Genomic DNA, 18,976 nt, shown 5'->3' on the forward strand with positions numbered 1-18,976 from the left:
CCACCTATCAGCCGCGTCCGCTCAGTGACCGGCTTCGGCCACCTCATGGCGCCGGGACGCATCGGCGCCATGAGCGTGCGCAACCGCCTGGTCATGTCTCCGATGGAGACGATGTACGGCACTCCCGACGGGCTGCCGTCGGAGCGCACCCGCGACTACTTCGCGGCACGCGCCCGCGGCGGGGTCGGGCTGATCACGTTGGGCGCCACCGGGGTTGACCACCATCACCCCGAGACTCCCGGCGGGCTGCACCTGGGTACCGACGACGCCGTGAGCGCGCATCGGGCGCTGGTGGAGGTGGTGCACGAGCACGGTGCCAAGATCCAGCCCCAGATCGTGCATGCGGGGCCCGACGGCCTGGGGCCGGAGATCTTCGGCGTCGAATCGTTGGGGCCCTCGGTGATTCCCTCCTACCTCACCGGGCGCCCGTCGACCGAGATCAGCACACAGCAGCTGACCGAGGTGTTCGATCTGTTCAAGGCCGCGGCCAGGCGTGCCGTCGAGGCCGGCTACGACGGCATCGAGCTGCACGCCGCGCACGGCTACATGCTGCTGGGTTCCTTCCTTGCTCCGCAACGCAATCGGCGCACCGACGACTATCGCGGTGACTCGGCGCGCGGCCGGGTGCGGGCGGTGCTCGAGGCGCTGGCCGCGATTCGCTCCGAGATCGGTGATGCCATGCCGATCACACTGCGCATCTCCGGGTACGAACGCGTCGCCGGCGGCCGAGCCAGCTACGAAACCGCATGGCTGGCACCCGAACTCGTCGCCGCCGGCGTCGACGCCTTCCACGTCAGCGGCGGGGTGATCGACCGGCTGGTCACCGGCATGGTCAACGGCGCCGACGACGGCGACGAGCTCAACGTCGGCGCCGCGGCCGCGGTCAAGCAGGTGGTCGATGTGCCGGTGATCGCCGTCGGCCGCATCCACGACCCCGCCCGGGCCGAACAGATCCTGGCCGACGGCCGGGCCGACTTCATCGCCATGGGCCGTCCGCTGCTGGCCGACCCCGACCTGCCACGCAAGATTGCATCCGGCGAGGCGCACCGGGTCCGTAAGTGCATCTCGTGCGAAAACTGCATCGACGCAATGGAACAGCGCTTCGCCGTCGACTGCGCGGTCAACCCGCGCACCGGCAAGGAACGTCAGCTGTCCGCGGCCCGCGCCGACCGCGCGAAACGGGTGGTGGTGGTCGGCGGCGGGCCGGCGGGACTGGAGGCGGCGCGCGTCGCCGCCGAACGTGGCCACCACGTCACGCTGTTCGAGCGCGGCGTGCAGCTGGGCGGGGCGTTGCGCTGGGCGTCGGTACTGCACCCGGAGAACCAGCCGTTTCTGCGCTATCTGTGCGACGAGCTCAGGGCGGGCACCACCGAGGTGCGGCTGGGCCACCCGGCGTCGGTGCACGACGTCGTCACGGCCGCCCCGGACGCGGTGGTGGTGGCCACCGGCGGCCGCGTCGTCGTGCCCCCGATTCCCGGGGCCGACCGCGCACACGTGCACACCGGGCCCGGACTACGCGAATTACTCAGTGGCCGTGCACAATCCAGCGCCCCGGCCTGGCAACGCATCGGCGCCTCGGCGTTGTCCGGCTGGCCGCAGCGGCTGTTGCGGCCAGCCGCGATCCGGCTGGCCAGCCGGGCCTGGATGCCGATAGGACGCCGCGTCGTCATCGTCGGCGGCGACCTGGTCGCCCTCGAATTGGCCGAATTCCTTGCCGGCCGGGGCCGGTTGGTGGCCATACTCGAAGCCGGCAAGGACATCGCTCCCGAAGTGGGCAACAAGCGCAAGACCGAACACATGGACCGTCTCGACCGGCTGGGCGTCACCGTGCACGTCCGCGCGGCCACCGAACGCATCACCGCCGATGCGGTGGAATTCACCCCCGCGGGCGGAACCACCCGGCGGCTGGCCGCCGACAGCGTCGTGCTGGCCGGCACGGTCGAGGCGGACACCGCCCTGTTCAATGCGATCGTCGACGCTTTGCCGGGCGCCGAGGTGCACGCCGCCGGCGACTGCACGGGACTCGGCCTGATCCGCAAAGCCACCGAGGAAGGCGCGCGCGCCGCGTGTGCCATATGAGAAGACAGGAGAAACAACGATGACCCAAACCGCCCAATCCCCCGCCCTGACGGCGTCGCAATCGTCCTGGCGTTGCGCGCAGGCCAAGGACCGCGAGGGCTGGCTCGCGCTGATGACCGACGACGTGGTCATCGAGGACCCGATCGGCAAGTCAGTCACCAACCCCGACGGCACCGGGGTGCGCGGCAAGGCGGCCGTCGGCGAATTCTTCGACAACAACATCGCGCAGAACCAGCTGACCATCACGTGCGAGGAGACCTTTCCGTCGAGTTCGCCCGACGAGATCGCTCATATTCTGGTGCTGCAGAGCACGTTTGAAGGCGGAGTCACCAGCAAGGTGCGCGGTGTGTTCACGTACAAGGTCAACGAAGTCGGGCTGATCACCAACATGCGCGGGTACTGGAACCTCGACGTGATGGAGTTCGGCAAGGAGGACTGAGTCGACCCGCGACCAACAGCGATGTCCCTAGTGGCGCGTGAAGATCAGATGCGTGACGCCGCTGGGGCTGCTCACCGACTCCACCGCGTCGAATCGCTGTTCGAGGTCCTCCAGCCCCTCCCACACAGACTCCCCGCGCCCCAAGATGATCGGCACCACCGCGATGTGCAAATGGTCGACAAGGTCCGCGGCAAGGAATTGGCGGACACTCGACGGTCCCCCACCGAGGCGAATATCGCTGTCGCCCGCGGCTTTTCCTGCAATCCGCAGAGATTCGACGGGGCTGGCGTCGATGAAGTAGAAAGTGGTGCCACCTTCCATCTCGATCGAGGGGCGAGGGTGGTGGGTGAGTACGAAGACCGGGGTGTGAAATGGCGGCTCCTCGCCCCACCAGCCTTTCCATTCCGCACCGCTCGCGTCGCCGCTCCATGGTCCGCGCTGCGGCCCGAACTTGTTGCGTCCCATGATTTCTGCGCCGATGCCCGGCGCCCATTGGCTGGCGAAGGCGTCGTCGATGCCGGTGGTCCCGCCCGACTCGCCGTGCATTGCGCGGAAGGTCCGCGTCCCTAAAAACCACTCGTGCAGCCGTCCGCCGGCGTGCCCGAACGGCGCATCCATGGCTTGGCCGATGCCCGTACCGAAGCCGTCGAGGGACACCGAAAAGTTGTGCACGCGCACTCGTGACATGTGAAATCTCCTGAATCCGTCCGCCTGATGGGTCGTCGCAGGATTGACCCGCGACACCGGCCAAACTCATCGGTACGTCGCCGAGATTGCCTTGCGGGTCGTGGTCCGAGGGCGACCACAGCCCCTGGCGCAATTTCGGCGCACCTATGCTGGGGCCCATGGCGTCGATCTTCACCAAGATCATCAACCGTGAACTACCCGGCCGCTTCGTCTACGAGGACGACGACGTCGTCGCGTTCCTGACGATCGAGCCGATGACGCAGGGGCACACACTCGTCGTGCCGCGCGCCGAAATCGACAACTGGCAGGACGTCGACGGCCCGGCATTCGCCCGGGTCATGGAAGTGAGCCAGTTGATCGGCAAGGCGGTGAGCAAGGCCTTCAGAACCGAGCGGTCCGGCCTGATCATCGCCGGGCTGGAGGTGCCGCACCTGCACGTGCACGTCTTCCCCACCCGCAGCCTCAGCGACTTCGGCTTCGCCAACGTCGACCGCAACCCGTCGGCGGAATCGCTGGACGAGGCGCAGGCCAAGATCAAGGCGGCGCTGGCTCAGTTGGCGTGAACCGGCTCGTGCGCCGACACGTCACTGATGCGCGGCAGCGTCACCCGGAAGCGGCAGCCCTCGCCGGGCGCGGTGGTCACGCTGACGGCACCGCCGTGCGCGCGCACCAACGACTCGACGATGGATAGCCCCAGTCCGGTACCGCCGCTGGCCCGTGCCCGCGACGAGTCGGTGCGATAGAACCGCTCGAAGACGCGCGACGCATCCTCCTGGTTCATGCCGGGCCCCCGGTCCGCCACTTCGAGCACCGCGTCGTCGCCGTCCGTGCCGACCCGCACGGTCACATCGGCGCTTTCCGGGGTGTGCTGCAGGGCGTTGGCGACCAGGTTGCTCAGCACCTGGCGGATCCGCGCCTCATCCCCGAGCACCTCCGGTGTGCCGGGGCCGTCGAGGACCTCCATGGTGATGGTGCGCCCGGGGTCTATCGCCTGCCCGTCGTGCACGGCATCGCTGGCCAGCGCCAGCAGGTCCACCCGATGGTGTTCGAGCGGTCTTTGTACGTCGAGGCGGGCCAGCAGCAGCAAGTCGTCGACCAGCAGGCCCATCCGGGACGCCTCGTTCTCGATCCGCGACAACAGCATCGCGACGTCGCGGGCGGCGCCCTGCCGGTACAGCTCAGCGAAGCCGCGGATCGTGGTAAGCGGGGTGCGCAGTTCGTGGCTGGCGTCGGTGATGAACCGGCGCATCCGGTCCTCGGAGCCGCGGGCCGTCTCCGCGGAGGACTCCGAGGACGCCAGCGCCTGCTGAATCTGCGCGAGCATCCCGTTTAGCGCCTGGGACAGCCGGCCCACCTCGGTCCGCGGATCTCGTTCCGGCACACGGCGATCCAGCTGCCCGGAGGCGATCGCCGCGGCCGTCCGCTCGACCTCGACCAGTGGCCGCAGGCTGCGCTGCACCACCGCGAAGCTGGCGATCCCGACCACGGCCAGCACCGCCACCCCGATGCCCATCTGTAACCAGACCAGCGAGGTCAGCGTGTGCTGGACGTCGGACAGGTCGATCGCGACCGTCGTCATCCCATGCGGGCCGTGCACCGAGACAGCGCGCCATTGAATGTCGGAGCCGTTCACCGAGGGCAGCGTCGTCGGGTTGGGGCCCACGTCGTTGTTGGCCGGCAATGCCGGTTCGGCGTTGCGGTCGTTGATGGCGGTGAACGGGGTCCCGTCGGTGCTGACGCCGCGCACATAGAACTTCGACGGTGGCCGGCCCGGGTCGGGACCTTCGTAGGGCGGCGGCGACTGCCGCCGCGGGTTCTGGGCCCAGCCCCGGGACGCGTCGAGCAGCGTGGAGTCGATGCGGCCGACCAGGCTGTGCCGCAGGATCGACGTGACCGCGATGCCGGACACGGCGAGCCCGCAGGCGACCAGGACCAGGGTTGCGGCGACGAGCCCTATCCGAAGGGGCAATCCACGTCGAGGCTTGGTGTCCATTTATCTACTTCTCGCTGCCGCCCGGCTCAGCGCGGTTCCCGCAGTACATAACCCACTCCGCGCAAGGTGTGCAACAGCCGCTTTTCCCCGGTGTCGATCTTGCGGCGCAGGTACGACACGTAGGACTCGACGACATTGACGTCACCTCCGAAGTCGTAGCGCCACACGTGGTCGAGGATCTTCGGCTTGCTCAACACCGTGCCGGCATTGATCACAAAGTAACGCAGCAACGTGAATTCGGTCGGCGACAGCGATACCGACTGACCCGCCTTCCACACTTCGTGGGTTTCCTCGTCGAGCTCGATGTCGGCGAAAGTGAGGCGCGCGCTGCGCTGTTCGGCGCCGCCTTTGCCGGCGCGGCGCAGGATGACCCGCAACCGGGCGACGACCTCTTCGAGGCTGAACGGCTTGGTCACGTAGTCGTCGCCGCCCAGCGTCAGGCCGGCGATCTTGTCCTGCAAGGAATCCCGCGCGGTCAAGAACAGTGCGGGGGCATCGATGCCGTCGGCGCGCAGCCGACGCAGCACCCCGAACCCGTCCATGCCCGGCATCATCACGTCGAGGATCACCGCGTCCGGCCGGGCCTCGCGCGCCCGATCCAGGGCCTGGGCGCCGTTGGTCGCCGTATAGACCTCGAACCCCTGAAACTTCAGACTCACCGAGAGCAGCTCGACGATGTTGGCCTCGTCATCGACCACGAGGACGCGGGCCTCCGGTTTCGTGTCATTGGGGGTTGTCGATGTCATCAGATGCTCATGTCCCTTGCTTGAACGTTTGCTATGTGAAGGTTGTGCAATTCCTGAAAGCTCAGTGCCAACAGACTGATAGTAGTCTGCCAGGAATCATCGCATTGCCTTGGGACGTAAAGGCCTATCCCGGCCTGCGGCGCGAATAGACTCGTGGGATGAACCTCGCCAGAAACATCGTGTCGGCTGCGACCGCGCCCGCCCGGGTGGGTCTTGCCGCCGCGGATGCGGGTCTGGGCGTCGCGAGCGCGGCCGTCGGTGTCGCGAAGCGGGCGCTGGGCGAGGGCGGTGCCGCCGGCACCAACGCCATGACGTCCATGCTGGGGATCGACGACGCGATCGTCCGGGCCAACCGACTGGCCAGGCTGCTCGACGACGACGCCCCACTGGGCCGGGCCATAGCGGCGGACGGCCCGATCGACCGCTTACTGCGCCCCGGCGGTGTGGTGGACATGCTGACGGCGGAGGGCGGCCTGCTGGACCGGCTGACCGCCGAGGGCGGCGCCCTGCACCGCACGCTGCAGCCCGGCGGGCTGGCCGATCAGCTGGTCGCCGAGGAGGGGCTGATCGAGCGGCTGCTGGCCGAGGACGGGCTCGCGGACCGGCTGCTCGCCGAGGGCGGCCTGGTCGACAAGCTGACCGCGAAGAACGGACCGCTGGATCAGCTCGCCGACGTCGCCGACACCCTGGCCCGGCTCACGCCCGGGATGGAGGCGCTCGAGCCCGCCATCGCCACCCTGCAGGACGCCGTCATCGCGCTCACCATGGCGGTAAACCCGCTGAGCAACATCGCGGACCGGATCCCCATACCGGGACGCCGGCGTCCGTCGTCGCGGGCGGTGCGCTCCGCACGCGTGATCGACAGCGACCAGTGACCGATTAGGCTGGGTCCGGTTTGACCCGCCTCCTTAGCTCAGTGGTAGAGCACTCGCCTTGTAAGCGAGCGGTCGTCAGTTCAATCCTGACAGGGGGCTCACCCTGCGGTAGCTGCGCCGACGTGGCGCCAACCGCGCATCGACTGAGTAAGTCAGTGGTCGACAGTGTGCCAACCCCTGCGTGGACGTGGGTCCGCATGGTGCCCCCCGAGGAGGTGTCGACTGGGCAGACTAGCGATGCTGGCTGGTCGGGCCGGACGACACAAGCAGACGAGGTCGCAGGCAGTCCGCTGTGATCTCAGCGCCATCAGCAAGGTAATTGATCAGTACATCCGCGAATTCGGCCAAACCCTCGGCGTCGATAGCGTACGGCGCCGGCACGTCACAGCGCGACAGGCGGCCCGACGCACGACGAAGCAGCGCAAGTGCGCCTTTGGGGTTGCCACGTTGGACGTGGGTGATGCCGACCGCGAGCTGAGCCAGCCCTTGCCAGAGGGTGCGCTCTTCGTCCGGCCCGTTCTTCCATGCGGCCTCAAGCACTTCGTGGGCGTTAAACGCCAGTCCGCGATCTAGCAGATCCTGGGCGTAGGCGAGGGTTTCGACCGGCGGCAGCTCCAGGTCGTCCGGGATACGTGCGATGCCATCACTGCCTGTCGGAAGCGGGCGGCCGAGAGAGTCGCGCGGGCGCCTGCTTCGAGGTCTGCCGGACTCGTCGCGATCACGGTCGGCCATCCGTCCATCATCGCAGGCGAAGCCCAGCCACTACGCGATCTTCCAGCTCGGCCAGGGCGGCGGCCGACGATCATGTCGCGCGCGGGGACCTCACTTCGCGCCGCAGCTCGATCACCTCTTTTTCGAGGTCGATGACACCCTTTGCACACATGGCAGTGAGGCCGATGAGTTTCACAACGGCGGCCCAGAGCGGGTTCTTTCCGGTAAAGGACTGATCGAGGTGAGCGAACCGGTCGCGGAGCTCCTTGCCCACGACCGATTCGGGGTCGAGCTCGATCTCTCTCATCTTGTGAAACGGCGAGAAGTCGGGGAGTGCCTCTGGTTCGGGTGCCATGGCGAAAAAGTGTAGGCCCGGAGTGGCAGAGTCGTGTAGGCCCAGAGTCGCAGAACCCGAGCCGCAGTACAGCATTCGGGGTTCCCGGGTCGGCGAACAGGGCACCGCGCTGCGGGGCGGGCTGTCCGCTGACCTGCTGGCCCGTTGGGTCGCGATAACCCGGATTAGGGGTGGCCCGGGAGGGAGTCCAGGCCACCCTGAATGTCTTGCAGATTCCCCTGAATGCCTTGCAGCTTTCGCTCGATGGCCTGCAGATCGGAGAGCGCGTTCTGATCGGCCTGTGAGATCTGGTTCGAGGCCGCAGGGCGAGACTGAGGGCAGTACGCGACGATGGCGCCCGCGGTGACGGCGGTGCTTTGATTGGCGTCCCAGATCGAGTTCCGCTGCACGAACCCGACCGCATCGGCGAAATTCGGCTGGTGGGCCAGGAAATCGCAGACCGCGTGTCCCTGGTTCGTCACGTATTCCTGACTGGGAACCGGCACGCCCTCCTGCTTCAACGCGCCGACGAACGCCGAGTCGGCGACGTTGACTGCCGGAGCCGGAGCCGACGCCTTCGGCGCGAACGGTGCGGACGGCGCGGCCGACGGTGGGGAGTCCTGCGGCTGCGCCGACAAATCCTGGCGGTGCAGCGCGACCATCACCACCACCGTGCAGACCCCGGCCACCAGAGACAGCGGTAACGCCGCGAACAAACCCACCCGGCGCAGCGCGGCTACCTTCCGCCGCCGAGACGCCAGCGCGCGGGTTTTCCCGCCGCGCGACGGGGTGGCGCCCAGAACCTCGGTCTCCCAGGAATCGAACGCGCGCGGCGCGGACGTCCCCACACCGTGGGCCAAGATCTCGTCGAGCAGCGCGTCGGCCTCCAGGGACGACGGCCGACCGCCCTGCTCACGGATCGCTTGGCGCCGCAGCGCGATGAGCCGCAATTCCGAGTCGATCTTCTCGCGGTCGCGCATATCAATCAGTCTGAGAGCGTCGCGCGATTGTCACAACTCCCGGTGAACAAAAGACCGTCACCGCATTGAAGTCACGCGGTCCGATGCGACAGACTCGCGATGAGCCAACCAACGGCAGCCGTGGGGATTCGAGGCAATGGACGGATGTGATCACCATGAGCCGTGACCGGCGCGCCGCGCTCCTCGTCGTCGTCGCGATCGCATTCGCGCTCGTCGGGTGCTCGGCGCCGCACCCGACCGCCGCGACCGGCCCGACCACATCCGCACGCATCCCGGCGCCGCCACCGCCGACACGCATGGTGCCCGCCGACGCGGGAACGCCCGGCGGCGCGCAGCCGCGACTGGCATCGGATCCCGCGCAGCTGGCCGACGACCTCGTCGCCGACGAGCGAGCGCTGCGCGATCCGGGAACAGCCGAGCCTGCGCTGACGGCGGCGGCGCATCGCGAGCAGGCCGCCTACCGAGCCATCGGACGCCACCCCGAATGGGACGCCACCACCCGCCCGCGCATCCCGCCGGAACTCGTCGATGTCTACGACCGCAACGTCGACGCCCGTCGCCAACTCATCGCGCTGACCCCGACGCGAGAAACGTTGCCGGCATGGCGGATCGAGCCGCCTGCGCCGGCCGGCGAGTTGCTGAACTACTACCACCAGGCGGAAGCGGAATCCGGCGTCAGCTGGAACTACCTGGCCGCGATCAACTTCGTCGAGAGCCGCTTCGGCAGCATCGTCGGGGCGAGCACCGCCGGCGCCCAGGGCCCGATGCAGTTCCTGCCCTCGACGTTCGCCGGCTACGGCCAGGGCGGCGACATCCACTCACCCCACGACAGCATCCTGGCGGCGGGCCGCTTCCTGGCCGCCAACGGCTTCGCCACCGATCGTGATCACGCCATCTACGGCTACAACCATGCCGGCGAATACGTGCGCGCCGTCGACCAGTACGCGGCGCTGATCGCCGCCGATCCCGCGACGTTCGCCGCCTACTACCGGTGGGACGTCTACTGCCTGACGACGGCCGGCGACGTGCTGCTGCCCATCGGCTACGACGAGGCCTCACCGATCCCAGCCGCGGCGTACGTGGCGGCCCATCCCCAGTGAAACGGCGCTCAGAGGTACTTGCGGGCGATGTCCTGCAGGTGCGATCGCACGTCTTGACCGGTGGCCTTCTCGAGCCTGATCCCGAGCTCTCCCGCGAGATTGACGAAGCCCATCAGCAGCATCAGGTCGCCGTCGGGCTCGTCGAGCACGTTGTCCACCAGCCGGCTCCAGGTGAAGTCGGGGCCGCCCTCGGACGACCAAGCCGTCATGACGTCGATGGCCCGGCGAACGTTCTCTCTCACGTCCATGCCCGGAGCCTGCCATGTGCGCGAGCCTGCCGCAGGGTTCGGAACAGTGCGCGGAGACGCGTCAGCGGGCGCGCCGAATAACGGCTGCGCCCGCTGACACTCGATCAACGATCAGTACAGCGGCACCCACACACCGAAGAACCAGTAACCCCAACCCCCGTACTGCCAGTTGAAGACCGGGACGACGGTAAAGGTGTTGTAGTTGAAGGGTCCGAAGTCGCGCCGTCCCGCATCCCAATCACGCGGCGGTCCATCCCACGGCCGGTTCCAGCCTCCCGGAGGCGGCGGACCGTCCCAGCCACCGCGAGGCGGCGGGCCCTCCCAGTGTGGCGGCGGGTGGCCCGGAGCCGGGCCGTCGTTCCAGCCGTAACCGTGCTCGCGCGGTGGCGGGGGCGCCCCGCGGCCAGGGATGCTGAACTGGACGTCCGGACCCGCGGGACCACCGATCTGCGCATTGGCGGTGATCACATCGTGGCGCGGGATGTACGGCGGGTGCGGCGGCTGCGTGGCCGGCGGATTCAGCGCCTCGTACCGCTGCCTGTTGTTCGGCGGCGGGTTCTGGTTCGCCGGCGCATTGGTCTGTCCGCCCTGGGTCGGCGGATTTTGGCCATGCTCGTTGGGCGGGTTGTTCTGCGGGTACTGCCCGTGCTCATTCGGCGGGTTGTTCTGCCCCGTCTGGGCCGGGTACTGCCCGTGCTGGTTGGGCTGCGGGGCGTTCTCGCCGCCCTGCGGCGGGTTGTTCTGACCACCCTGCGGCGGGTTGTCCTGACCACCCTGCGCCGGCGGACTGTTGTGACCGCCTTGCGGCGGGTTGTCCTGACCACCCTGCGCCGGCGGACTGTTGTGACCGCCTTGCGGAGGGTTGTTCTGACCGCCCTGCGCCGGCGGACTGTTGTGACCGCCTTGCGGAGGGTTGTTCTGACCGCCCTGCGCCGGCGGCGTGTTACCGCCGCCCGGCTGCCCACCTGGGTGGCCGCCCGGTCCGCCCGGGTTGCCCCCGCCGCCACCGCCGTGGCAGTTCGGGCACGGGGGCGGCGGGTCGAGCGGGGCGGCGTAGGCCGAACCCGCGCTCAGCGTCGCCGCGGAGATGCTCAGGCCGGCGGCCAACGCGGCGGCGCTGACGACACGTTTCATAGACATAGCTGCGTCCCCTCTTGGGAGTTATTGGCCTGCACTACGGGCAGGTGAGATCCAACTCGAATGGCTTGGTTACCTGCTGCGGTTGCTGCGGGTTGCTCATGTCGGTACCGGTAGCGGTGCCCTTGATCGCCCAGTCCTTGCCGTTGACCGCAGCTCCGGCGCTGCCGCTTTGGTTGGGCGCGGCGTCGGAGAAGCCGAGCGCGACGCCGTTGACGGCGCCCAGCCCGACGGAGTGCACCAGAGGCGGGTTGCCGTTGCTGACCACGGCACCGAGCCCGGCCGTCGGGTCACCGATGCCGATGTTGATGTTGTTGCCCGCGGCTGTGCAGGTGACCTGCCCGCTGATGTTCTGGTTCTGCCCGTCGACGGTGAGCACCGGACCCGCGGCGGCCGCCGCGGCTGAGGACGAACCCGACGACCCGGTACTGGACTTGTTGCTCGAACATCCGGCGCTGGCCCCTACCAGCAGGGCCACGCCGGCTACGCCGACCACGATCCCACGCTTCACTACTGCTTCCCTTCGTGTCGCTGGTTCCGCCGCCTCTTCACGTTGGCCGCGTCAACACAGGTGAACTACCTGACCCTGCGGGCCGACGCGCTACGGCCGGTCCACCTGATACCCGGTACCCGAGAATTGCAAACGCTACGTTACGTGCCCCGGTCGGTCTGATCACAAGCCCGCGGGCGCCTCTCACGGAAGCACACGAAGACCCCACTTGCCCAGCAGCGGGTTGATGAGCATGAAGTAGGTCGTGTAGTCATCACCGTCGGGCGATGACATCAACAGGCCGACCGCGCTGACGGTGCCGTCCGGGTTCATCACGAAGCCGGGACTGCCGCTGTCACCGTCCAGGCTGAACACGCTGGCTTCGACGACGTCACCATTGATGCCTTTGATGGCGCCACACGTCTCACCGGTGACGGCGCCGATCTTGCAGAACGGCATGCCGACCTGAACCTGCTGGCGGCTCAACACATCCCGAACCTGATACCTGCCGCCAACGTCACCCACCGGCATGCCGACGCTGGGCTCCAGCCGGATGATCGCGGCGTCTCGCTTATCGCCGTCGTGCTCGCTGGCCGAGATCCTGCCCAGCGGGGCGTCGTTGCCGTACGTCCATTCGGTGCCGTCGTGCGCGTCGCAGTGCCCGCTGGTCATCAGGTAGTAACTGCCGTCGGAGCCCTGCGCCGCGAATCCGGCTGTACACCTGCCGGATTCGTGATCGACGCCGATGCCCGGCGAGGGCGGGGGCGACGGCAGGGCCGGGGGTGGCGCTGCCAGAGCGGTTTTCGCCACCGCGGGGGCGGCCACCATCACAGCCCCTACAAGCCCCAACCACCGCAACCACCGTATGGTCACGCCGACCCCCTCCGCTTGCGCCCGGCAGATACTAGCAGCGCTGCCGACCTGAAATGAGGTGGCAACCAGTCCGTTTCGTGCACGTGGCTCACCCGGCGTCGACGTGCCGGGCAAGGAAGTCCAGCACAGCGCCGGCGAAGATGTCGTTGCGGTCGCCGGCAACCATGTGCCCGGCGCCACGGACATCGGTGAATTCGACCTGCGGGAAACGCGCGAGGAATTCGTCGGCGCGGTCCTGGCTGACCAGGTCGCTCATCTGGCCGCGGACCAGCAGGATGGGCACCCGGCCGCGCAGGATCGCCTCGACGGCTGCGTGCATCCGGTCGGGGTCTGTGACCTCAAAGGGCGGGAAAGCCGCAGTGCCGCTGATGAATTGCGGATCCCAATGCCAGTACCAGCGGTCGCCGCGGCGACGCAGGTTGGTGGTCAGGCCCTCCAGATCGGTCGGTCGCGGCCGATGCGGATTGTATTCGGCGATCGCGTCGGCGACTTCGTCGAGCGAGCCGAAACCCGACTCCACCCGGTCGGCCATGAAGGCATGGATTCGGTTCGCGCCCGACTGGTTCATGTTCGGCACGATGTCCACCAACACAACCGCACTGGCGATGCCCGGGGACAGCTCCCCGGCGAGCAGCATCGACGTGAATCCGCCCAGCGAGGCACCGACCAACACCGGTTGCGGGGGCAGCGTGCGCAGCACTTCTTGGACGTCGGCGGCGAAACTGACGACGCGGTAATCGCCGTCGCCCGACCAGTCCGATTCGCCATGCCCGCGCAGGTCGACGGTGACGGCCTGCCACCCACGCGCGGCGACAGCGGCTGCCGCCTTTCCCCACGACCGGCGGGTCTGTCCGCCGCCGTGCAGGAACACCACGGCGCGCGCCTGCGGATCCCCGAGGCGGTCAGCGACGATCTGCACCCCGCCGGGGCCCTGGATCGTAAACGGTTCGGCTGCCGTGGGCACCAGGTGATACTAAGGCGCGCCCACGAAATGCTCGCGTTGGCTTAACGTCAAGGGCATGCCGCGGCGTCAATTAAGAGGACGCCGGGCACGCGCACCCGGACCGGAGCCAAGGAGAACGCATGCATCTCGACGAGTACATGTCGCTGGATGCGACCGGCCTGGCCGAGCTGGTCGAGCACAAACAGGTCACCCCGGCCGAGCTGCTCGCCCTGGCGCGACAACGAGCGGACGCCGTGAATCCGCGGCTGAACGCCATCGTCTGCCGCCTCGACGACGTCGCCGACCGCCAGGCCGCCGACCCGAATGTGAGCGGCCCGTTCGCCGGGGTGCCGTTCCTGCTCAAAGACCTCGGCCAGGAATACCGCGGCTTCGCGACGTCGTGCGGGTCCCGCTCGCTGGCCCACGACGTGGCCGACCGGCACGCGCTGGTCACCCAGCGGTTCCTGGACGCGGGGCTGGTGATCTTCGGGAAGACCAACACCCCGGAGTTCGGGGCCAAGGGTGTGACGGAACCCGACTACTGGGGCCCGGCCCGCAACCCGTGGAACACCGTGCACACGCCCGGCGGCTCCTCGGGCGGATCGGGGGCGGCCGTGGCGGCGGGCATCGTTCCCGCCGCCGGCGCCAACGACGGCGGCGGGTCGATCCGCATCCCCGCCGCCTGCAATGGGCTGGTCGGCCTCAAGCCCAGCCGGGGACTGGCGCCCTACGGCCCGCAGACCGGTGAACTGCTGCTGGGCATGGCGACCCAGGGCGTGGTGTCGCGCACCGTGCGAGACAGTGCGGCGCTGCTCGACGCGATCGTCGGACCCCACCCGGGCGCGGCCTATCGGGTTGCACTGCCCGACAAGCCCTTTGCTGAACAGATCAAGCACCGCCCGGGCAGCCTGAAAATCGGCTACTCGGCACGCTCGGCCATCAACGCGCGGCCGGACCGCGAGGCCGTCGCCGCGGTCGAAAAAGCCGCGGCGCTCCTTCGCGAGCTGGGTCATCAGGTCGATGAGGTTGCACCGCCCTACGACGACGCCGCGTTGGGGCGCGACTTCTTGACCATCTGGTTCGCCCAGCTGCACCAGCAAGTCGCCGACATCAAGCAGCGAACCGGCGCGCGCGACAACGACTTTGAGGCCGATACCCTGGCGATCGCCGAACTCGGCCGGTCCGGCGGCGTGCTCACCGTCATGTCGGCGCTGGAACACCGGAACGACTACATCCAGTCCCTCGCGGCGTTCCACGACAACTACGACTTCTTCTTGACGCCGACGCTGGCCACCCCGCCCCTCGCGGTCGGAGCCACGGCGACGTCGGCGGTGTTGCAACGGGTTGCCCGGCTGGTCAGCCGGGTGCGGGCCGGAAAACTGATGGGGCTCAGCGGAATCCTCGAAGACCTCATCCAGGAGAGTTTGGGCTGGGTGCCCTACACGCAGCTCGCCAACCTCACCGGCCGTCCGGCGATCAGTGTGCCGCTGCACTGGACGGACGCTGGGCTTCCGCTGGGTGTGCAATTCGTCGGGAAGCTGGGCGCGGATGGCGATCTGCTGCAGTTAGCGGCGCAGCTCGAAGAGGCGCGCCCGTGGGCCCACCGGCATCCGGCACCCGTGGCACCGAATTAAGTTGTCGCTGAACGGTTTTACGTGGTAGTTCCGGTGTCTTCGCCCCCGCGTTGGCCCCGCCACAAGCTGGCGAAGCGCCGGGCGATCTCACCGAGGCGACCGCCCCCGTGCTGCGAAGCCTTGATGCGGCCGAGAGTTTCCCGTCCCTCGTTCGCGTAATCCTTGACGGTTTCGTCGCCTTCCTCGGCGCGCATGTCTGCTCTCCAATCGTGATCGTTATTCCGGCGCCTGACGTTCAGGTGGTTCTGAGGGCGTCAACCGCTCGGGTGGTTCTGACGGCGTGAGCCGTTCGGGCGTTTCCGTCGGCGTGAGCCGCTCCGGCGTCTCACCGGGAGTGCCCGGCTCCGGGGGCTCCGAATCCTTCGGCCGCTCCGCCGAAAACGGCCTGAGGCTTGTGTCGATCATGCTCAGTCCTTTGCTCGGCTCATGGCCGCGTACCCGTCGCACCCCGGCGGCCAAACGCCCGCGCCGGTACCAGAATTTCCGCGACGGCGATCCCTAGCGGCGGGTGGAGTCCTTATGCGCCTTGATCGGCGCGGTGCTGGGCGGCAGCTTGAGCAGGTTGCCGCGCAGGCTGGCCCGCGCGGTGCGGACCGTCACCAGCAGCCAGGTGAACAGCAGGCCCGCATACGCGATGGCCGCCGCCACCCTGAACGCGGGCAGGCCGCCGGATCTGCCGCTTACACTTCCATCCGTGGTCAATCCGGCGCAGCCGAGGTCGGCAGTGAACAGGGTCCCGCTGATCGTCGGCGTTGCCTTCGTCGTGTTGCTTGCCGTCCTCGCGGCACCCATCAAGCAACGATGCGGTGCGCCGGGGCTTCCGTGCGCGTCGACGCTGGACAACGCCGGCAACCTGCACTTCTACTACGAGGTCGAACCCCTCGGGGTCTACCTCGCCGAAATCGCCACCGACACCAACATCACGCTCTTTTACAACTCGGGTGAGGACCTGGTCAAAGCCCGATAGCCGGGGCCGGCGGTTTGCTGGCCCGGGCGGCGCGGCAGCGGACAACAGACGGTATCCGCTCGATAACAGGTTCGGCTCGATCCGGGCGGCCCTGTGGCCGGAGCGAGACCTCCCGGAGACCACCGCGGCCGAGGCCGGGCAGAACGTGCTGGTAGAGGGGGTACGACGAGCGCGAATCGCCCCTGGCCGGCCGAACGAACGCGCGCGCGCCGACCGCGTGACGGGTGCTCTCGATTCGAGGCTTCATAGCAAGCTAACGCATACTTGTGACCATGCTTGGAGCGACATCACCGCGATGCACCGTTGCGGTGCCCGGTGATGTGCTGGGCGTGGGCAGAGGTTTGTGATGGCGCGCTCGGGCGGCGCCCATCGCCGTCATCGAGCCGTCCGTCAACCCTCCCGATTCCGCAAAGGGGTGACGCGCACCCTGGGCGCGCTCGTCTCGGTGGCGGCCGTGGGGCTCACCGGGGCGGGGTACTACGTGGCGCACGGCGCGCTGGGCGGGATCACCGTCTCGAACGCCCTGCAGCCCGACGATCCCCGATCCAGCGGCGACAACATGAACATCCTGCTGATCGGGCTGGACTCGCGTAAGGACCAGGACGGCAACGACCTGCCCAACTCGATCCTGAAGCATCTGCACGCCGGCGACTCCGACGACGGCGGCTACAACACCAACACGATGATTTTGGTGCACGTCAGCGCCGACAACAAGGTCGTGGCCTTCTCGATCCCCCGCGACGACTGGGTGCCCTTCACCGGGGTCCCGGGATACAACCACATCAAGATCAAAGAGGCGTACGGGCTGACCAAGCAATACGTCGCCCAAAAGCTGGCCAACCAGGGCAACAGCACCCAGAAGGAACTCGAAACCAAGGGACGGGAAGCCGGCCGGGCGGCGACGCTGCGCGCGGTGCGAAATCTGACCGGCGTTCCCATCGACTACTTCGCCGAGGTCAATCTGGCCGGGTTCTTCGATCTGGCGCAGACCCTCGGCGGCGTCGACGTCTGCCTGAATCACCCCGTCTACGACTCGTATTCCGGCGCCGACTTCCCGGCCGGCCGACAGCGGCTGGACGCGTCCGAGGCGCTGTCGTTCGTCCGGCAGCGGCACGGCCTGGACAACGGCGACCTGGATCGCACCCACCGGCAACAGGCGTTCATCTCGTCGGTCATGCAGGAGCTGCAGGCCTCGGGCACCTTCACCAACATCGACAAGCTCAAGAACCTGATGGCGGTGGCGCGCAAAGACGTGGTGCTGTCGGCGGGCTGGAACGACGACATGATCCAACGGCTCGGCGGGCTGGCCGGCGGCAACGTCGAGTTCCGCACGCTGCCGGTGGTGCGCTACGACAACATCGACGGCCAGGACGTCAACATCGTCGACCCGGCGGCGATCAAGTCCGAGGTGGCGGCGGCGATCGGCTCCGACACCTCGACGACAGCGCCGGCCACCACCGCGGTGAAACCCGACCCGTCCACGGTCGTCGACGTGGTCAACTCCGGCAGCATGAGCGGTCTGGCCAGCGAGGTGTCGCGTGCCCTGAAAAAGAAGGGCTACACCCCGGGCCAGGTCCGCGACCGCGAAACCGGCGACCCGACCACCACCACGGTGGAATACGGGGCCGGTGCGCAGACCGACGCGCAGAACCTGGCCAACTTGGTCGGCGTGGACGCGCCCAAGCAGCCCAGCCCCAGCATCGCGGCCGGACACATCCGGCTCACCGTGGACACCAATTTCTCGATGCCCACACCTGACGAGACCCAGATGGACGACTCGACGAGCACCAGCTCCAGCACCAGCACCAGCACCAGCACGACGTCGACCAAGGCCAAGAGCTACTACTACAACGGCACGACCACGACGTATCCGACGCCCGATCAGGGAAAGCCGATCGACGGCGGCGGCGTGCCCTGCGTGAACTAGCCACGCTTCAGGCGTGTGTGCCGCCGTCCATCCGAATTTCGGTGCCCGTGATCCAGGCGCCGTCATCCGAGACCAGCATGGCGATCACACCGGCGACCGCTTCGGGTCCGGCCATCCCCGCGCCGCTGGATTCCGTCGTGGTCGGCAGGATCGGCATCAGCCGGGGAAACAGCGACCAGTCGGCGTCCTTCGGGATGTATCCGCCGGTGGCGTCGGTGATTCCGGACTTGATGCTGCCCGGGGCGACGCATGCCGCGCGCAGACCGTCCTTGGCGTATTCGAGCGCCAGCGAATGAGTGAAAGCCTGAATGCCGCCCTTGCTGGCGGCGTAGGCGGCCATATAGGGATGGGCGAACGAGGCCGACGTGGAGCTGAAGTTCACGATCGCGCTGCTGGGGTTTGCCAGCAGGGACGGCAGCGCTTCCCGAACCACCAGGAAGGTTCCGGTCAGGTTGACGGCGATGATCCGATTCCACTGCTCGAGGGTGGTCTCGTGGGTGTGCCAGGCGCGCAGGATGCCCGCGGCGTTCACCAGTGAATCCAGGCCGCCAAGCTTTTCGACCGCGGAGCCCACGCCGTCGATCACCGAGTCCTCGTTGCCGACGTCCATCGGCATCGTGGTGAGCCGGCCGGCGGTGCCGGCCTCGTCGGCTTGGCCTTGCGTACTGTTCAGACCGTCCGTCGAGACGTCGGCGGCCACCACGCCGGCGCCCTCGCTCAGTAGCCGCAACGTGGTGGCCTGACCGATCCCGGACGCGGCGCCGGTGACCAGGATCCGTTTGCCCTCAAGCCTTTTCATCTAATTCTCCCGGG

General features: G+C 68.2%; 21 protein-coding genes, 1 tRNA gene and 1 pseudogene. 9 read left to right on the forward strand and 14 right to left on the reverse strand.

From position 1 onward, the window contains the following. Window positions 1-24 precede the first annotated feature (24 nt). On the forward strand, window positions 25-2,079 hold the full coding sequence (locus ACZYVJ_RS11510) for an oxidoreductase (protein ID WP_463831109.1): 2,055 nt from the start codon (window positions 25-27) through the stop codon (window positions 2,077-2,079). Between the two features lie 19 nt (window positions 2,080-2,098). Next, window positions 2,099-2,518 carry a ketosteroid isomerase family protein gene (locus ACZYVJ_RS11515; RefSeq protein ID WP_463831110.1) on the forward strand — a complete coding sequence of 140 codons (420 nt, stop codon included), beginning with the start codon at window positions 2,099-2,101 and terminating at the stop codon, window positions 2,516-2,518. A 27-nt stretch (window positions 2,519-2,545) separates the two neighbouring features. On the opposite strand, the gene ACZYVJ_RS11520 is transcribed toward ACZYVJ_RS11515, so the two are convergent. Then, on the reverse strand, window positions 2,546-3,205 hold the full coding sequence (locus ACZYVJ_RS11520; protein ID WP_463831111.1) for a dihydrofolate reductase family protein: 660 nt from the start codon (window positions 3,203-3,205) through the stop codon (window positions 2,546-2,548). Window positions 3,206-3,363: 158 nt separating this feature from the next. Between ACZYVJ_RS11520 and ACZYVJ_RS11525 the strand changes: the two genes are divergently transcribed. Then, complete coding sequence (locus ACZYVJ_RS11525) at window positions 3,364-3,768, forward strand: HIT family protein (RefSeq protein WP_459966699.1); 405 nt, start codon at window positions 3,364-3,366, stop codon at window positions 3,766-3,768. Here ACZYVJ_RS11525 and ACZYVJ_RS11530 read toward each other — a convergent pair. Beyond that, window positions 3,756-5,198: a sensor histidine kinase gene (locus ACZYVJ_RS11530; RefSeq protein ID WP_463831112.1), complete on the reverse strand. Its 1,443-nt coding sequence runs from the start codon at window positions 5,196-5,198 to the stop codon at window positions 3,756-3,758. The genes ACZYVJ_RS11525 and ACZYVJ_RS11530 overlap by 13 nt on opposite strands. 26 nt (window positions 5,199-5,224) lie before the next feature. Then, window positions 5,225-5,944, reverse strand: a complete 720-nt coding sequence (gene phoP / locus ACZYVJ_RS11535; protein ID WP_463831113.1) for a two-component system response regulator PhoP — start codon at window positions 5,942-5,944, stop codon at window positions 5,225-5,227. Window positions 5,945-6,102: 158 nt separating this feature from the next. On the opposite strand from phoP, the gene ACZYVJ_RS11540 reads away from it, so the two are divergent. Beyond that, window positions 6,103-6,819, forward strand: coding sequence for a hypothetical protein (locus ACZYVJ_RS11540; protein ID WP_463831114.1), 717 nt, complete (start codon window positions 6,103-6,105; stop codon window positions 6,817-6,819). A 27-nt stretch (window positions 6,820-6,846) separates the two neighbouring features. After that, window positions 6,847-6,918, forward strand: a tRNA-Thr gene (locus tag ACZYVJ_RS11545). A 132-nt stretch (window positions 6,919-7,050) separates the two neighbouring features. Here the strand turns inward: ACZYVJ_RS11545 and ACZYVJ_RS11550 are convergent. The 3 genes from ACZYVJ_RS11550 to ACZYVJ_RS11560 form a co-directional block, all read right to left on the reverse strand. Next, the gene (locus ACZYVJ_RS11550; protein ID WP_463831115.1) at window positions 7,051-7,551 is read right to left on the reverse strand and encodes a DUF309 domain-containing protein; all 501 of its coding nucleotides are present in this window, start codon (window positions 7,549-7,551) and stop codon (window positions 7,051-7,053) included. Between the two features lie 70 nt (window positions 7,552-7,621). Then, window positions 7,622-7,885, reverse strand: a complete 264-nt coding sequence (locus tag ACZYVJ_RS11555) for a hypothetical protein (protein ID WP_463831116.1) — start codon at window positions 7,883-7,885, stop codon at window positions 7,622-7,624. 164 nt (window positions 7,886-8,049) lie between these two features. Then, on the reverse strand, window positions 8,050-8,844 hold the full coding sequence (locus ACZYVJ_RS11560) for a DUF732 domain-containing protein (RefSeq protein WP_463831117.1): 795 nt from the start codon (window positions 8,842-8,844) through the stop codon (window positions 8,050-8,052). A gap of 155 nt (window positions 8,845-8,999) precedes the next feature. Here ACZYVJ_RS11560 and ACZYVJ_RS11565 point away from each other — a divergent pair, with 155 nt between their 5' ends. After that, the gene (locus tag ACZYVJ_RS11565) at window positions 9,000-9,944 is read left to right on the forward strand and encodes a lytic transglycosylase domain-containing protein (RefSeq protein ID WP_463831118.1); all 945 of its coding nucleotides are present in this window, start codon (window positions 9,000-9,002) and stop codon (window positions 9,942-9,944) included. Between the two features lie 8 nt (window positions 9,945-9,952). Here ACZYVJ_RS11565 and ACZYVJ_RS11570 read toward each other — a convergent pair whose 3' ends face one another. From ACZYVJ_RS11570 to ACZYVJ_RS11590, 5 genes are all read right to left on the reverse strand, one after another. Beyond that, window positions 9,953-10,192 carry a hypothetical protein gene (locus ACZYVJ_RS11570; RefSeq protein ID WP_463831119.1) on the reverse strand — a complete coding sequence of 80 codons (240 nt, stop codon included), beginning with the start codon at window positions 10,190-10,192 and terminating at the stop codon, window positions 9,953-9,955. A 111-nt stretch (window positions 10,193-10,303) separates the two neighbouring features. After that, entirely contained in the window at window positions 10,304-11,326 is a 1,023-nt protein-coding gene (locus ACZYVJ_RS11575) for an MAP_0585 family protein (protein ID WP_463832959.1), read from the reverse strand. A gap of 40 nt (window positions 11,327-11,366) precedes the next feature. Continuing rightward, on the reverse strand, window positions 11,367-11,840 hold the full coding sequence (locus tag ACZYVJ_RS11580; protein ID WP_463831120.1) for a lipoprotein LpqH: 474 nt from the start codon (window positions 11,838-11,840) through the stop codon (window positions 11,367-11,369). A 183-nt stretch (window positions 11,841-12,023) separates the two neighbouring features. Further along, window positions 12,024-12,692, reverse strand: coding sequence for a S1 family peptidase (locus ACZYVJ_RS11585; RefSeq protein ID WP_463831121.1), 669 nt, complete (start codon window positions 12,690-12,692; stop codon window positions 12,024-12,026). A gap of 88 nt (window positions 12,693-12,780) precedes the next feature. Further along, the gene (locus ACZYVJ_RS11590) at window positions 12,781-13,656 is read right to left on the reverse strand and encodes an alpha/beta fold hydrolase (protein WP_463831122.1); all 876 of its coding nucleotides are present in this window, start codon (window positions 13,654-13,656) and stop codon (window positions 12,781-12,783) included. A 119-nt stretch (window positions 13,657-13,775) separates the two neighbouring features. Here ACZYVJ_RS11590 and ACZYVJ_RS11595 point away from each other — a divergent pair, with 119 nt between their 5' ends. After that, window positions 13,776-15,269: an amidase gene (locus ACZYVJ_RS11595; RefSeq protein ID WP_463831123.1), complete on the forward strand. Its 1,494-nt coding sequence runs from the start codon at window positions 13,776-13,778 to the stop codon at window positions 15,267-15,269. A 17-nt stretch (window positions 15,270-15,286) separates the two neighbouring features. On the opposite strand, the gene ACZYVJ_RS11600 is transcribed toward ACZYVJ_RS11595, so the two are convergent. Both ACZYVJ_RS11600 and ACZYVJ_RS11605 read right to left on the reverse strand, forming a co-directional pair. Then, the gene (locus ACZYVJ_RS11600; RefSeq protein WP_463831124.1) at window positions 15,287-15,463 is read right to left on the reverse strand and encodes a hypothetical protein; all 177 of its coding nucleotides are present in this window, start codon (window positions 15,461-15,463) and stop codon (window positions 15,287-15,289) included. A gap of 304 nt (window positions 15,464-15,767) precedes the next feature. Further along, window positions 15,768-15,932 (reverse strand): annotated as a pseudogene (locus ACZYVJ_RS11605) (C4-dicarboxylate ABC transporter); the annotation flags it as partial. Window positions 15,933-15,993: 61 nt separating this feature from the next. Between ACZYVJ_RS11605 and ACZYVJ_RS11610 the strand changes: the two are divergent. Beyond that, on the forward strand, window positions 15,994-16,236 hold the full coding sequence (locus tag ACZYVJ_RS11610; protein WP_463831125.1) for a hypothetical protein: 243 nt from the start codon (window positions 15,994-15,996) through the stop codon (window positions 16,234-16,236). A 346-nt stretch (window positions 16,237-16,582) separates the two neighbouring features. Further along, window positions 16,583-18,163 carry an LCP family protein gene (locus ACZYVJ_RS11615; protein WP_463831126.1) on the forward strand — a complete coding sequence of 527 codons (1,581 nt, stop codon included), beginning with the start codon at window positions 16,583-16,585 and terminating at the stop codon, window positions 18,161-18,163. A 7-nt stretch (window positions 18,164-18,170) separates the two neighbouring features. On the opposite strand, the gene ACZYVJ_RS11620 is transcribed toward ACZYVJ_RS11615, so the two are convergent. Next, window positions 18,171-18,962 (reverse strand): SDR family NAD(P)-dependent oxidoreductase, encoded by a 792-nt coding sequence (locus tag ACZYVJ_RS11620; protein WP_463831127.1) that lies wholly within the window; start codon window positions 18,960-18,962, stop codon window positions 18,171-18,173. Window positions 18,963-18,976 lie beyond the last annotated feature (14 nt).

The sequence above is a fragment of the Mycobacterium sp. IDUB_3 genome, assembly GCF_055419585.1.